At 34.4% G+C, this 14,952-nt stretch carries 4 protein-coding genes, 15 tRNA genes, 5 rRNA genes and 1 other RNA gene; all 25 read left to right on the forward strand.

What is annotated here, in order from left to right; translation table 11 throughout:
* Positions 1-66: 66 nt before the first annotated feature.
* Positions 67-2,928, forward strand: a 23S ribosomal RNA gene (locus LFWB_RS02655).
* Between the two features lie 46 nt (positions 2,929-2,974).
* Positions 2,975-3,089, forward strand: a 5S ribosomal RNA gene (gene rrf, locus LFWB_RS02660).
* A 12-nt stretch (positions 3,090-3,101) separates the two neighbouring features.
* Positions 3,102-3,177, forward strand: a tRNA-Val gene (locus tag LFWB_RS02665).
* A 24-nt stretch (positions 3,178-3,201) separates the two neighbouring features.
* Positions 3,202-3,277 (forward strand) — tRNA-Thr (locus LFWB_RS02670).
* Positions 3,278-3,302: 25 nt separating this feature from the next.
* Positions 3,303-3,378 (forward strand) — tRNA-Lys (locus LFWB_RS02675).
* A gap of 39 nt (positions 3,379-3,417) precedes the next feature.
* A tRNA-Leu gene (locus LFWB_RS02680) sits at positions 3,418-3,503 on the forward strand.
* A gap of 8 nt (positions 3,504-3,511) precedes the next feature.
* Positions 3,512-3,587, forward strand: a tRNA-Ala gene (locus LFWB_RS02685).
* A 73-nt stretch (positions 3,588-3,660) separates the two neighbouring features.
* Positions 3,661-3,737, forward strand: a tRNA-Met gene (locus tag LFWB_RS02690).
* A 16-nt stretch (positions 3,738-3,753) separates the two neighbouring features.
* Positions 3,754-3,830: transfer RNA gene (locus LFWB_RS02695), tRNA-Ile, on the forward strand.
* A gap of 15 nt (positions 3,831-3,845) precedes the next feature.
* A tRNA-Ser gene (locus LFWB_RS02700) sits at positions 3,846-3,934 on the forward strand.
* Between the two features lie 37 nt (positions 3,935-3,971).
* A tRNA-Met gene (locus LFWB_RS02705) sits at positions 3,972-4,048 on the forward strand.
* Between the two features lie 44 nt (positions 4,049-4,092).
* Positions 4,093-4,168 (forward strand) — tRNA-Asp (locus LFWB_RS02710).
* Between the two features lie 32 nt (positions 4,169-4,200).
* Positions 4,201-4,276: transfer RNA gene (locus tag LFWB_RS02715), tRNA-Phe, on the forward strand.
* Between the two features lie 121 nt (positions 4,277-4,397).
* The gene (locus tag LFWB_RS02720) at positions 4,398-5,708 is read left to right on the forward strand and encodes a hypothetical protein (RefSeq protein WP_210954554.1); all 1,311 of its coding nucleotides are present in this window, start codon (positions 4,398-4,400) and stop codon (positions 5,706-5,708) included.
* Positions 5,709-5,719: 11 nt separating this feature from the next.
* A complete protein-coding gene (locus LFWB_RS02725; protein ID WP_210954555.1) occupies positions 5,720-6,250 on the forward strand; it encodes an inorganic diphosphatase in 531 nt (176 codons plus the stop codon).
* A 57-nt stretch (positions 6,251-6,307) separates the two neighbouring features.
* Positions 6,308-6,754, forward strand: coding sequence for an SsrA-binding protein SmpB (gene smpB / locus LFWB_RS02730; RefSeq protein ID WP_210954556.1), 447 nt, complete (start codon positions 6,308-6,310; stop codon positions 6,752-6,754).
* A gap of 92 nt (positions 6,755-6,846) precedes the next feature.
* Positions 6,847-6,931: transfer RNA gene (locus tag LFWB_RS02735), tRNA-Tyr, on the forward strand.
* 106 nt (positions 6,932-7,037) lie between these two features.
* Positions 7,038-8,571, forward strand: a 16S ribosomal RNA gene (locus LFWB_RS02740).
* Between the two features lie 81 nt (positions 8,572-8,652).
* Positions 8,653-8,729, forward strand: a tRNA-Ile gene (locus LFWB_RS02745).
* A 69-nt stretch (positions 8,730-8,798) separates the two neighbouring features.
* A 23S ribosomal RNA gene (locus tag LFWB_RS02750) occupies positions 8,799-11,660 on the forward strand.
* A gap of 46 nt (positions 11,661-11,706) precedes the next feature.
* Positions 11,707-11,821, forward strand: a 5S ribosomal RNA gene (gene rrf, locus LFWB_RS02755).
* Together the 16S, 23S and 5S rRNA genes with 4 tRNA genes alongside form the textbook arrangement of a ribosomal RNA operon.
* A gap of 12 nt (positions 11,822-11,833) precedes the next feature.
* Positions 11,834-11,909, forward strand: a tRNA-Val gene (locus tag LFWB_RS02760).
* A 24-nt stretch (positions 11,910-11,933) separates the two neighbouring features.
* Positions 11,934-12,009 (forward strand) — tRNA-Asn (locus LFWB_RS02765).
* Positions 12,010-12,103: 94 nt separating this feature from the next.
* A complete protein-coding gene (locus LFWB_RS02770) occupies positions 12,104-14,251 on the forward strand; it encodes a polyribonucleotide nucleotidyltransferase (protein ID WP_210954557.1) in 2,148 nt (715 codons plus the stop codon).
* 105 nt (positions 14,252-14,356) lie between these two features.
* Positions 14,357-14,768, forward strand: an RNA gene (gene rnpB, locus LFWB_RS02775) — RNase P RNA component class B.
* Positions 14,769-14,952: the final 184 nt, after the last annotated feature.

The raw sequence follows: 14,952 nt of genomic DNA on the forward strand, positions 1-14,952 counted from the left end.
TAATTTTTACTTAAAAAAAGTTCTTTGAAAAGTAGATAAACGTAACTTTAAAAATTCAAATAAAAAATTGAAGGAATTAAGGGCATACAGTGGATGCCTTGGCACTAAGAGCCGATGAAGGACGCAATTAACGGCGATACGCCATGGGGAGTTGTAAATAAATGTAGATCCATGGATTTCCGAATGGGGCAACCTACTACAATAAACTTGTAGTTTTTTGATTAATAAATCAAAAAGGGAACGCAGTGAACTGAAATATCTAAGTAACTGTAGGAAAAGAAAGTAATAACGATTCTGCTAGTAGTGACGAGCGAACGCGGAACAGCCAGATACCACTTAACTAGTTATAAAATAAAAAATAACTTGAAGTTTTTGGAAAGAAACACCAAAGAAGGTGATAGTCCTGTAAAGAAACTTTTTTATCTAGGGTATCAAAAAGTACGGCGAGACACGAGAAATCTTGTCGGAAGATAGGAGGACCATCTCCTAAGGCTAAATACTCCTTAGTGACCGATAGTGAACTAGTACCGTGAGGGAAAGGTGAAAAGAACCCCGGGAGGGGAGTGAAATAGATCCTGAAACTGTATGTCTACAATTAGTCAGAATTCGTTAATGAGTGATGGCTTGCCTTTTGCAGAATGAACCGGCGAGTTATGATATAGAGCAAGGTTAAGTTTTAAGGAACGTAGCCATAGCGAAAGCGAGTTTTAAAAGAGCGTTTAGTTGTATGTCATAGACCCGAAACTGAAGTGAGCTAGCCATGAGCAGGTTGAAGTGTGGTTAATCCCACATGGAGGACCGAACCAGGACACGTTGAAAAGTGTTTGGATGACTTGTGGCTAGGGGTGAAATTCCAATCGAACTCAGAGATAGCTGGTTCTCCTCGAAATAGCTTTAGGGCTAGCGTTGATTTAATGTTTTCATGAAGGTAGAGCACTAAATGATTGATGGCTCCACCTCGGGGTACTGATATCAATTAAACTCCGAATGTTATGAAAAAAATATCAGCAGTCAGACTATGGGTGATAAGGTCCATGGTCAAAAGGGAAAGAGCCCAGACCGTCAGCTAAGGTCCCTAAATTAATGTTAAGTGAAAAAGGAAGTGAAGATGTTTAAACAGCTAGGAAGTTGGCTTAGAAGCAGCCATCTTTTAAAGAGTGCGTAATAGCTCACTAGTCTAATGACTTTGCGCCGAAAATTTAACGGGACTTAAACATTATACCGAAGCTACGGATATTAATTAATATAATTGAATATGGTAGAGGAAGCGTTCTGATGTCGTTGAAGCTATAGCGGAAGCAGTGGTGGAGAAATCAGAAGTGAGAATGCCGGTGTAAGTAACGAAAAGATAGGTGAGAATCCTATCCGTCGAAAACCCAAGGTTTCCAGGGGCAGGTTCGTCCGCCCTGGGTTAGTCAGGTCCTAAGGCGAGGTAGAAATACGTAGTCGATGGCAAGCAGGCTAAAATTCCTGCACTAAAAAAACAACTGATGGAGGGACAAAGAAGGCTAAGCACGCCCTTTATTGGATTAGGGTCAAAGGATCGAGTTTGAAAAGATAGGCAAATCCGTCTTTTTATTCCAAAAAATGAGATTCAAGGGTAACGTGATTGATGTCATACTTTCAAGAAAAGCTTCTAGGGTTAATTGTTTTTTTACCTGTACCGTAAACCGACACAGGTGGGAAGGTAGAGAATACTAAGACGCGCGAGAAAACTCTTGTTAAGGAACTCGGCAAAATTGCTCCGTAACTTCGGGATAAGGAGAGCTTTTATTTAAAAGTTAAAAGCCACAGAAAAGAAGCCCAAGCGACTGTTTATCAAAAACATAGGTCTCTGCTAAACCGTGAGGTGATGTATAGGGGCTGATGCCTGTCCGGTGCTGGAAGATTAAAAGGAGATGTTCGGGTTAAACCAAAGCATTGAATTGAAGTCCCAGTGAACGACGGCCGTAACTATAACGGTCCTAAGGTAGCGAAATTCCTTGTCGGGTAAATTCCGACCTGCACGAAAGGCATAACGATTTGGGCGCTGTCTCAACAAGAGTCTCGGTGAAATCAAACTATCGGTGAAAATGCCGATTACCCGCGACAGGACGAAAAGACCCCATGGAGCTTTACTGTAACTTAATATTGATTTTGAGAAATTCATGTACAGAATAGGTGGGAGACTGAGATTTTTAGACGCTAGTTTAAAAGGAGTCGCCTTTTGGGATACCACTCTTGAATTTTTTATACTCTAACCTACGCAAGTGTATTGCGAGGGACAGTGTTTGGTAGGCAGTTTGACTGGGGCGGTCGCCTCCTAAAGAGTAACGGAGGCGTTCATAAGGTTCCTTCAAAATGGTCGGAAATCATTTAGAGAGTGTAAAGGCATAAAGGAGCTTAACTGCGAGACCTACAAGTCGAGCAGAGACGAAAGTCGGACTTAGTGATCTTGCGATACCGAATGGAAGGGTCGTGACTCAACGGATAAAAGCTACCCTGGGGATAACAGGCTTATCGCTTCCGAGCGTTCACAGCGACGAAGCGGTTTGGCACCTCGATGTCGGCTCATCGCATCCTGGAGCTGGAGAAGGTTCCAAGGGTTGGGCTGTTCGCCCATTAAAGCGGAACGCGAGCTGGGTTCAGAACGTCGTGAGACAGTTCGGTCTCTATCCGTCGTGGGCGTTGGAAATTTGAAGAGAGCTGTCCCTAGTATGAGAAGACCGGGATGGATATACCGCTGGTGTTTCAGTTGGTTCGCCAGAGCCATAGCTGAGTAGCTACGTATAGAAAGGATAAACACTGAAAGCATCTAAGTGTGAAGCCTCCTTTAAGATGAGATTTCCCTATGAGATCCCTGAAAGACTATCAGGTTGATAGGCTAGAAGTGTAAGAAAAGTGATTTTTTGAGCTTACTAGTACTAATAGATCCATTGACTTTGATTTTAATAAAGAATTTCTTAAAGTTTATGTTTATCTAGTTTTGAAAGAACCTTGGTTATTAATAAAAGGGGAAACACCTGTTCCCATTCCGAATACAGAAGTTAAGTCCTTTTACCTCGACAATAGTTGTTGTTTACATCCGCAAAGATAGAGTTAGCCAAGGTTTACTTAAAAAAAGAGGATTAGCTCAGTTGGGAGAGCGTCTGCCTTACAAGCAGAATGTCGGGGGTTCAAGTCCCTCATCCTCTACCATTTTTTTGGAAATTGTAAAAAATTGCCAAAATAGCTCAATAGGTAGAGCAACTGACTTGTAATCAGTAGGTTACGGGTTCGATTCCTGTTTTTGGCACCAGAATGTGTATATTAAAAATATTTTTGTCCCGTTAGCTCAGTTGGTAGAGCACTTGACTTTTAATCAAGGTGTCAAAGGTTCGAGTCCTTTACGGGACACCATTAATAATTTTTTATATTTTCTTAAAGAAATATTTTTTTGCCTGGATGGTGGAATTGGTAGACACGTGGGACTTAAAATCCCATGGTTTAAAGCCGTGCCGGTTCAAGTCCGGCTCTAGGTACCACAAAAAAAGGGGTTTTAGCTCAGTTGGTAGAGCACCTGTCTTGCACACAGGATGTCAGCGGTTCGAATCCGCTAAACTCCACCATTTTTTTAAAAAAATAAAATATAAGATGTTATAATATAAAAATAAACTAATAAAAATAAAATAATAAAAAAGAGGCGGTATAGCTCAGTTGGTTAGAGCGTTCGGTTCATACCCGTGAGGTCGAGGGTTCGAATCCCCCTGCCGCTACCAATATTATTATTGGATTGGACCTGTAGCTCAGTTGGTTAGAGCCACCGGCTCATAACCGGTTGGTCGTAGGTTCGAATCCTGCCAGGTCCACCATTGTTTGAAAAAATTGGAGAAATACCCAAGTGGTTGAAGGGGCCAGTCTTGAAAACTGGAAGATCTGAAAGGATGCGGGGGTTCGAATCCCTCTTTCTCCGCCAATTTTTTAAAAAAATATTTTTTAAATTTGATGAATATCGCGGGATAGAGCAGTTTGGTAGCTCGTCGGGCTCATAATCCGAAGGTCGGAGGTTCAAATCCTTCTCCCGCAACCAATTAAAAAAAATAATTTGAATGTATAAATTCAAAAATAAATAAAGGTCTGGTGGTGTAGCGGTTAACATGCTTGCCTGTCACGCAGGAGATCGCGGGTTCGATTCCCGTCCAGACCGCCATTTATATATGAATTTTTTTTATTTATAAAGGAGGCTCTGTAGCTCAGTCGGTAGAGCAGTGGCCTGAAGAGCCTCGTGTCGGCAGTTCGATTCTGCCCGGAGCCACCATTAAAATTAAAATTTTAATTTAAGAGTTGATTTTTTAAAAAAATTTATTATATTTTATTTTTTTTATTGATTTATTTTTTATTAAAATATAAAAAAATCAATATTAGAAAGAAAAAATCAATTGAATAAGAAGAATTTTGTTTTAAATAAAATTTATTTTTCTTTTTTTATTTGTCCTTTTTTGTTTTTAAATTTTTTGGTTTTAGGAGTTGTTCCTGAAAAAGAAAATTATAAAGTTCTTTTGGAGAATCCAAAAGAATCACAAATAGAATCTCCAAAAAAAGATAAAGACATTAAAAAAGAAGAAATTGTTACTTATAAAAATACAAAAGATAATGAACAAAAGAAAAAAACAAGTTCAGAACAAAAAAAAGTTAATAATTCAGAAGATTTATCTAAAAAAGAAACTCAAAATTTATTAGAAGAACAATTCGTTAAAACAAATATTAAAACAAAATATCCTTCGATAACTTGGAAACATGATTTAGGATCTATATTTTCTAAAAAAGTAAGATTGTTTTATAGTATTCCAGGTTCTCACGCTGTTCCTTGTGAATCTTTTGAAGAGTGTTTTAATATTAAACAATTTATTTTCAGTTTGTTTGAACATCATATACCTAAAATAGATTTTTTATTTGATTTTTTTAATATTTCAGGTTTAAAAGAAGAATTTATTGACGATAAATATGATAAAACAGGTTTAGAAATTGTTTATTTTTTTTCTTTATTAAAAAAAGATCCTTCTTTAGGGTATTTCTATTTTAAAGATTTAGATAAAAAATATATTGAATCGGTTAATATTTCTTTTTGTAATTGTCTAATGTCAGGTTATTCTATTTTAAGTTTAGTTTCAGAAGTTATTAATTTTAAAAAAGAAGATATTCATATTTTAAAAAAACATTTCCAAGAATACTTAAAGCATTTAAATGAAATTTTTAAAAACAAGAATATTAAAAAAAAAGAATTAGATGTTTCTTTTGAAATTTTTTTTGAAAGTATTATCGAAAATACTAATATCGAAGATTTAGAAAAAAAATTTCTTTTTAATTTGATAAGAACAATAGTTTCTCATTTGTTTCCTGAACATTTTTTTATTCATTTTAAAATAGATTGTCGAAAACCAAAACCAATTAAAGAAATGCAATTTAAAATTTCTACCGAAAAAGAACATCAAACAATAGGTTTTGTTTTAAAAATTGAGCAGAAAAAAAACAATAGTTTTTATTTTTGTTTTTATGAAATTTTTAAAAATATGTCTAGAAATGAAGAAAATTTAAAATTAATAGATGAAATTGTTATTTTAGATCCAGACAAAAAAGAGGATTATTTTTTTAATCATCTGAATATAAATATAATTCAAAATAAAAAAATTTTTTTTCAAAAAATACAAAAAATAAATTTATATGGTTTTAAAAAATATAAGTTTATTTGAAGGCGTAAATTATGATTTGTTTAGATAATATCGATTCAAAAAGAATCACTCCAAATGATTTTATTGTTTTAATTGAGATTCCACAAGGTAGTAATAAAAAAAACGAAATAGATAAAGAAACAGGTTTGTTAAAATTAGATCGTTTTTTAAAATCTTCTTTTGTTTATCCTGCTAATTATGGTTTTATTCCATTGACTTATTGTGATGACAAAGATCCTTTAGATGTTTTTGTTTTATCTCAGGAAGTTTTAGATCCGTTTGTTTTAGTCCAATGTAGACCTATTGGAGTTGTTAAAATGATTGACGACGGTGAATTAGATGAAAAAATAATAGCTGTCCCTATAAAAGATTCTTCTATGCAAAGTTATCAAGATATTATAAATTTACCTACTTCTATTTTAGAAAAAATAAAACATTTTTTGTTGTATTATAAGGATTTAGAAAATAAATCTGTTGTTATAGAAGGTATAGAAGGTAAATCACAAGCTTTTGAAACTATAAAAAATGCTTTAAATAAATATCTAAAATTAAAAAATAATTAATTTTTTATAAATTGATAAAAAATTATAAAATAAAAAAATATGAAGTGATATAAAATAATGATAAAAACTATTCTTGCTAATAAAAAAGCTTTTTATGATTATTTTTTAGATAAAAAATATATCGCAGGTATTAAATTATTAGGTAACGAAGTTAAATCTATTAGATTAAAAAAAGTTAATTTTGAAAATTCTTATGTTAATTTTGAAAATAATGAAATTTTTGTTTTTAATATGTTAATCTCTAAATATAATTTATGTAATAGCTTTGATCATGATGAGACAAGAAAAAAAAAGCTTTTATTAAATAAAAGAGAAATTTTAAAAATTAAAGGCGAAATAAAAAAAAAGGGTTTTAGTTTGATCCCTGTTAAAATTATATCTGTTCGTAATTTATTAAAATTAGAGATTTATTTAGCCAAAGGCAAAAAAAAATATGACAAAAGAGCCGTTTTAAAAGAAAAAGATGACAAAATAAGAATTAAAAAAAGTTTAGAATATTTTTAATTATTAAAATTTTATTTTTTTATTTAATAATTATATTTTTTTAAAAAAATATGTTAAAATAAATTGTAATCATTTTTTTTATTTTTGTGTCGGGAGGGGTAGCGAAGTGGCTAAACGCATCAGTCTGTAAAACTGCTCCGTAAAGGTACGATGGTTCGAATCCATCCCCCTTCACCATTATATTTATTTGATTTATTTCTTTGAAAACTGAAGATGATATTTAGTAATTAATTTTTTTATCAAAAAAACGAATTTTTTGTTATTATAAGATGAATAATCTTACAAAACTAAGAGTTTGATCCTGGCTCAGGATTAACGCTGGCGGCATGCCTAATACATGCAAGTCGAACGGAAACTTTGCAAAGAGTTTTAGTGGCGAACGGGTGAGTAACACGTAAGTAACCTGCCTTTAAGACGAGGATAACAAATGGAAACATTTGCTAAGACTGGATAGGAAACAAGAAGGCATCTTTTTGTTTTTAAAAGACCTCCTAAAAAAAGGTATGCTTAAAGAGGGGCTTGCGCCACATTAGTTTGTTGGTAAGGTAATGGCTTACCAAGACTATGATGTGTAGCTGGACTGAGAGGTTGAACAGCCACATTGGGACTGAGACACGGCCCAAACTCCTACGGGAGGCAGCAGTAGGGAATTTTCGGCAATGGAGGAAACTCTGACCGAGCAATGCCGCGTGAACGATGAAGTATTTCGGTATGTAAAGTTCTTTTATTGAAGAAGAAAAATAGTGGAAAAACTATCTTGACGCTATTCAATGAATAAGCCCCGGCTAACTATGTGCCAGCAGCCGCGGTAAGACATAGGGGGCGAGCGTTATCCGGAATTATTGGGCGTAAAGGGTGCGTAGGCGGTTAGTTAAGTCTATAATTTAATTTCAACGCTTAACGTTGTTTTGTTATAGAAACTGCCTAACTAGAGTGAGATAGAGGCAAGTGGAATTCCATGTGTAGCGGTAAAATGTGTAAATATATGGAGGAACACCAGAAGCGTAGGCGGCTTGCTGGGTCTTTACTGACGCTGAGGCACGAAAGCGTGGGTAGCAAACAGGATTAGATACCCTGGTAGTCCACGCCGTAAACGATGAGTACTAAGTGTCAGGGTAAAACTTGGTACTGAAGTTAACACATTAAGTACTCCGCCTGAGTAGTACGTACGCAAGTATGAAACTTAAAGGAATTGACGGGACTCCGCACAAGCGGTGGATCATGTTGTTTAATTCGAAGATACACGAAAAACCTTACCAGGTCTTGACATACTCTGCAAAGTTATAGAAATATAATGGAGGTTATCAGGGATACAGGTGGTGCATGGTTGTCGTCAGCTCGTGTCGTGAGATGTTAGGTTAAGTCCTAAAACGAGCGCAACCCTTGTCGTTAGTTACCAGCACGTAAAGGTGGGGACTTTAGCGAGACTGCCAATTAAAAATTGGAGGAAGGTGAGGATTACGTCAAATCATCATGCCCCTTATGATCTGGGCTACAAACGTGATACAATGGCTGTTACAAAGAGTAGCTGAAACGTGAGTTTTTAGCCAATCTCAAAAAAGCAGTCTCAGTTCGGATTGAAGTCTGCAACTCGACTTCATGAAGTTGGAATCGCTAGTAATCGCGAATCAGCATGTCGCGGTGAATACGTTCTCGGGGTTTGTACACACCGCCCGTCAAACCATGAAAGTGGACAATACCCAAAAGCAGTGGCTTAATTTCGTAAGAAAAGGGAACTGTCTAAGGTAGGGTCGATGATTGGGGTTAAGTCGTAACAAGGTATCCCTACCGGAAGGTGGGGATGGATCACCTCCTTTCTAAGGAAAATAAATCATCATCTTCAGTTTTGAAAGACTTAGATTAAATAAGTTTTTCTTTTTAGGTAAAAAGAGTCAAAAGAGCCTATAGCTCAGTTGGTTAGAGCACACGCCTGATAAGCGTGAGGTCGGTGGTTCAAGTCCATTTAGGCTCACCAATATAATTTTTACTTAAAAAAAGTTCTTTGAAAAGTAGATAAACGTAACTTTAAAAATTCAAATAAAAAATTGAAGGAATTAAGGGCATACAGTGGATGCCTTGGCACTAAGAGCCGATGAAGGACGCAATTAACGGCGATACGCCATGGGGAGTTGTAAATAAATGTAGATCCATGGATTTCCGAATGGGGCAACCTACTACAATAAACTTGTAGTTTTTTGATTAATAAATCAAAAAGGGAACGCAGTGAACTGAAATATCTAAGTAACTGTAGGAAAAGAAAGTAATAACGATTCTGCTAGTAGTGACGAGCGAACGCGGAACAGCCAGATACCACTTAACTAGTTATAAAATAAAAAATAACTTGAAGTTTTTGGAAAGAAACACCAAAGAAGGTGATAGTCCTGTAAAGAAACTTTTTTATCTAGGGTATCAAAAAGTACGGCGAGACACGAGAAATCTTGTCGGAAGATAGGAGGACCATCTCCTAAGGCTAAATACTCCTTAGTGACCGATAGTGAACTAGTACCGTGAGGGAAAGGTGAAAAGAACCCCGGGAGGGGAGTGAAATAGATCCTGAAACTGTATGTCTACAATTAGTCAGAATTCGTTAATGAGTGATGGCTTGCCTTTTGCAGAATGAACCGGCGAGTTATGATATAGAGCAAGGTTAAGTTTTAAGGAACGTAGCCATAGCGAAAGCGAGTTTTAAAAGAGCGTTTAGTTGTATGTCATAGACCCGAAACTGAAGTGAGCTAGCCATGAGCAGGTTGAAGTGTGGTTAATCCCACATGGAGGACCGAACCAGGACACGTTGAAAAGTGTTTGGATGACTTGTGGCTAGGGGTGAAATTCCAATCGAACTCAGAGATAGCTGGTTCTCCTCGAAATAGCTTTAGGGCTAGCGTTGATTTAATGTTTTCATGAAGGTAGAGCACTAAATGATTGATGGCTCCACCTCGGGGTACTGATATCAATTAAACTCCGAATGTTATGAAAAAAATATCAGCAGTCAGACTATGGGTGATAAGGTCCATGGTCAAAAGGGAAAGAGCCCAGACCGTCAGCTAAGGTCCCTAAATTAATGTTAAGTGAAAAAGGAAGTGAAGATGTTTAAACAGCTAGGAAGTTGGCTTAGAAGCAGCCATCTTTTAAAGAGTGCGTAATAGCTCACTAGTCTAATGACTTTGCGCCGAAAATTTAACGGGACTTAAACATTATACCGAAGCTACGGATATTAATTAATATAATTGAATATGGTAGAGGAAGCGTTCTGATGTCGTTGAAGCTATAGCGGAAGCAGTGGTGGAGAAATCAGAAGTGAGAATGCCGGTGTAAGTAACGAAAAGATAGGTGAGAATCCTATCCGTCGAAAACCCAAGGTTTCCAGGGGCAGGTTCGTCCGCCCTGGGTTAGTCAGGTCCTAAGGCGAGGTAGAAATACGTAGTCGATGGCAAGCAGGCTAAAATTCCTGCACTAAAAAAACAACTGATGGAGGGACAAAGAAGGCTAAGCACGCCCTTTATTGGATTAGGGTCAAAGGATCGAGTTTGAAAAGATAGGCAAATCCGTCTTTTTATTCCAAAAAATGAGATTCAAGGGTAACGTGATTGATGTCATACTTTCAAGAAAAGCTTCTAGGGTTAATTGTTTTTTTACCTGTACCGTAAACCGACACAGGTGGGAAGGTAGAGAATACTAAGACGCGCGAGAAAACTCTTGTTAAGGAACTCGGCAAAATTGCTCCGTAACTTCGGGATAAGGAGAGCTTTTATTTAAAAGTTAAAAGCCACAGAAAAGAAGCCCAAGCGACTGTTTATCAAAAACATAGGTCTCTGCTAAACCGTGAGGTGATGTATAGGGGCTGATGCCTGTCCGGTGCTGGAAGATTAAAAGGAGATGTTCGGGTTAAACCAAAGCATTGAATTGAAGTCCCAGTGAACGACGGCCGTAACTATAACGGTCCTAAGGTAGCGAAATTCCTTGTCGGGTAAATTCCGACCTGCACGAAAGGCATAACGATTTGGGCGCTGTCTCAACAAGAGTCTCGGTGAAATCAAACTATCGGTGAAAATGCCGATTACCCGCGACAGGACGAAAAGACCCCATGGAGCTTTACTGTAACTTAATATTGATTTTGAGAAATTCATGTACAGAATAGGTGGGAGACTGAGATTTTTAGACGCTAGTTTAAAAGGAGTCGCCTTTTGGGATACCACTCTTGAATTTTTTATACTCTAACCTACGCAAGTGTATTGCGAGGGACAGTGTTTGGTAGGCAGTTTGACTGGGGCGGTCGCCTCCTAAAGAGTAACGGAGGCGTTCATAAGGTTCCTTCAAAATGGTCGGAAATCATTTAGAGAGTGTAAAGGCATAAAGGAGCTTAACTGCGAGACCTACAAGTCGAGCAGAGACGAAAGTCGGACTTAGTGATCTTGCGATACCGAATGGAAGGGTCGTGACTCAACGGATAAAAGCTACCCTGGGGATAACAGGCTTATCGCTTCCGAGCGTTCACAGCGACGAAGCGGTTTGGCACCTCGATGTCGGCTCATCGCATCCTGGAGCTGGAGAAGGTTCCAAGGGTTGGGCTGTTCGCCCATTAAAGCGGAACGCGAGCTGGGTTCAGAACGTCGTGAGACAGTTCGGTCTCTATCCGTCGTGGGCGTTGGAAATTTGAAGAGAGCTGTCCCTAGTATGAGAAGACCGGGATGGATATACCGCTGGTGTTTCAGTTGGTTCGCCAGAGCCATAGCTGAGTAGCTACGTATAGAAAGGATAAACACTGAAAGCATCTAAGTGTGAAGCCTCCTTTAAGATGAGATTTCCCTATGAGATCCCTGAAAGACTATCAGGTTGATAGGCTAGAAGTGTAAGAAAAGTGATTTTTTGAGCTTACTAGTACTAATAGATCCATTGACTTTGATTTTAATAAAGAATTTCTTAAAGTTTATGTTTATCTAGTTTTGAAAGAACCTTGGTTATTAATAAAAGGGGAAACACCTGTTCCCATTCCGAATACAGAAGTTAAGTCCTTTTACCTCGACAATAGTTGTTGTTTACATCCGCAAAGATAGAGTTAGCCAAGGTTTACTTAAAAAAAGAGGATTAGCTCAGTTGGGAGAGCGTCTGCCTTACAAGCAGAATGTCGGGGGTTCAAGTCCCTCATCCTCTACCATTTTTTTGGAAATTGTAAAAAATTGCCTATATAGCTCAGCTGGCAGAGCATCTGACTGTTAATCAGAGGGTCCTAGGTTCGATCCCTAGTATAGGCGCCATTAAAAAATATATAAATTTATTTTAAAATTAATTTTATTTTCTAAAGTGGTTTTTTATTTTTTAAAAAATAATAACGATAAGGTAATACCTTTAATGATTTCTCGTAAATTTAAAACTATTTTCGAAAATAACGAATTGATTATTGAAATAAATAAATTAGCTAAACAAGCTAATGGTTCTGTTTTGTTATCTTATAAAGATAGTGTTATTCTCACTGTATCGGTATCAAGTAAAAAAGATACTAATTTAAATTATTTCCCTTTAACAGTTGTTTATCAAGAAAAATTTTATTCAGTGGGTAAAATTCCAGGAAATTTCAACAAAAGAGAAGGAAGGCCTTCTGATCATGAAATTTTAAATTCTCGCTTAATAGACAGAAGTATAAGATCTTTGTTTGAACCGAATTTTGAAAAAGAAGTTCAAATAATAAATACTATTTTGAGTAGTGATTCAGATTGTAATAATGAAATATTCGCTTTATTAGGAAGTTCATTATCTTTGTTAATTTCTAATATCCCTTTTAATGAACCTGTTGCAGGAGTTTGTATTGGTAAAATAAAAGATGATTTAATCGTTAATCCTAATAAAGAACAAAAAACAAAATCAGAGTTTTTATTAACTTTATCAGGTACAGAAAACGGTTTAAATATGATCGAAGCAATAGCAAACGAAACACCTGAAGAAGTTTTGTTAGAAGCTATGGAATACGGCCATAAAATAATAAAAAAACTTTGTTTGTTTCAAAAAGATATTAAAAACGAAATTAACACTCCAAAACAAAATATTGAGAATAAAGCAAATTTTCAAGATTTATATTTAGATATAGAAGAAAAATATAAAAACCAAATAAAAGAACTTTTATATGTTAGTTCGTGTTTGAAAATTAGTAAAAAAGAATTACAAAATAATATTTCTGGATTAAGAGATAGATTATTATTAGAATTTCAGGACAACGAAAAATTAAAAGTATATGAAGAAGATAAAAAATATTTTTTTATTTTAGAAAATATTTTTGATACTTTGTTAAAACAAGAATTTAGAAAAATGATTATCGAAACAAAAACAAGAGTTGATGGTAGAAATTTCGATAATATTAGAAATATCGAAACTAAAATCAATTTATTACCAAGGGTTCATGGATCAGCTCTTTTCACCAGAGAACAAACACAAAGTTTATCGGTAGTTACCTTAGGTACTTTAAAAGAAAGTAAAATGATTGATGATTTAACAGAAGAAGAAGAAAAACGTTTTATTTTACATTATAATTTTCCTCATTTTTCTGTTGGCGAAACAGGTAGATATATGTCCCCTTCTAGAAGGGAAATAGGTCATGGTATATTAGCTGAAAAAGCTTTGTTTTGTGTTTTACCTTCGGAAGAAGAATTTCCTTACTCTATTAGAGTTGTTTCGGAAATTTTAGAATCAAACGGTTCTTCTTCTATGGCTACTGTTTGTGCCTCTTCTATGGCTTTAATGGCTGCCGGTGTTCCTTTAAAAAAATCTGTAGCTGGTATAGCTATGGGTTTGATATTTTCTAATGAAAAAGAATATATTATTTTAAGTGATATCCAAGGTTTAGAAGATCGTTACGGAGATATGGATTTTAAAATATCCGGAACTCAAAAAGGAATAACCGCTTTACAAATGGATATTAAAATAGATAAAGTTAATTTTGATATTTTAAAAAAAGCTTTTTCACAAGCTTATACAGGTATAATTAAAATTTTAAATAAAATGTCATTAACTATTTCTCAAAGTAATAAAGAATTATCTATTTACGCTCCTAAAGTTAAAATGATTAAAGTTCCTATTAATAAAATACGTGATATCATTGGTTCAGGTGGAAAAATTATTTCTCAAATTATAGAAAAAAATGATAATGTAAAAATAGATATAAAACCAGATGGAACAATATTTATAACACATTCTAATATAGAAATTGTTCAAAAAACAGTTGATTATATTCAAAATTTAATAAAAAATATTGAAGTTGGAGCAAATTATCAAGTTGTTATTTTAAAAATTTTAAAAGATAAAAAAGGTCAATCTTTTGGAGCTATAGCGGAAATTTCTCCAGGAATAGAAGGATTTATTCATGTAAGTGAATTAGCCAATAAAAGAACAGATAATGTAGAAGATGTTTTGAATATAGGCGATCGAATATTTGTTAAATGTATAGAGATCAATAATAAAGGAAAAATTTTTTTATCTTTAAAAGATTATAAAAAAATTACTTTTTAATTTATTAAAAAAATTTTTTTAATGATGAAAAAGAATAATTTTCTTTTTGTTTATTAATAATTTTTTTTATATAAAATTTGTTATAATATTAAAGTTAAAAAATAATAGAGTGTTGATCGAGGTTTAATTTTTTAATAAAATTAAGTTTAGGAAAGTCCATGTTAGCACATTGTGTTAGGAACACATGTAGTGTTTGAGTTTAAGAAAAAAATAACTTAAGGTATTTAATTCAATTTAAATAACGGCTTTTTTATTTTCTAAGGATTTTTTATTATATAATTAATTTATGAAAATAAAGGAATAAAGTGCCACAGAGACGAGTTAATTAGAAATAATTAGGTGAAACGCGGTAAACCCCTCAAGCTAATAATCCAAATTACGGTAGGAGCACATAAAAATCGATTTTCCTAGAAGTAATTTCATGATTGATTTTTATGCTATTTTTAGAAATAAAAGTAGAGATAAATGATCACGCTTATTTTGTAAAAAAAATAAGAACAGAACATGGCTTATTACTATTATTTTTTATATAGAATCTTTTTTTAAAAGATTCTTTTTTTATTTTGTTTTTGTATTTTTATTTTGGTATATTATAATTAATAAATATATTTTTTATATATTATCAAAATAAAAATATTTAATTATTATAATTTATAATGATTGAGTAAGATTATTTTTTTAAAATTTTAATATTTTTTTAA

Source organism: Candidatus Phytoplasma luffae, from assembly GCF_018024475.1.
GTDB classification, from domain to species: Bacteria; Bacillota_I; Bacilli_A; order Acholeplasmatales; family Acholeplasmataceae; genus Phytoplasma; species Phytoplasma luffae.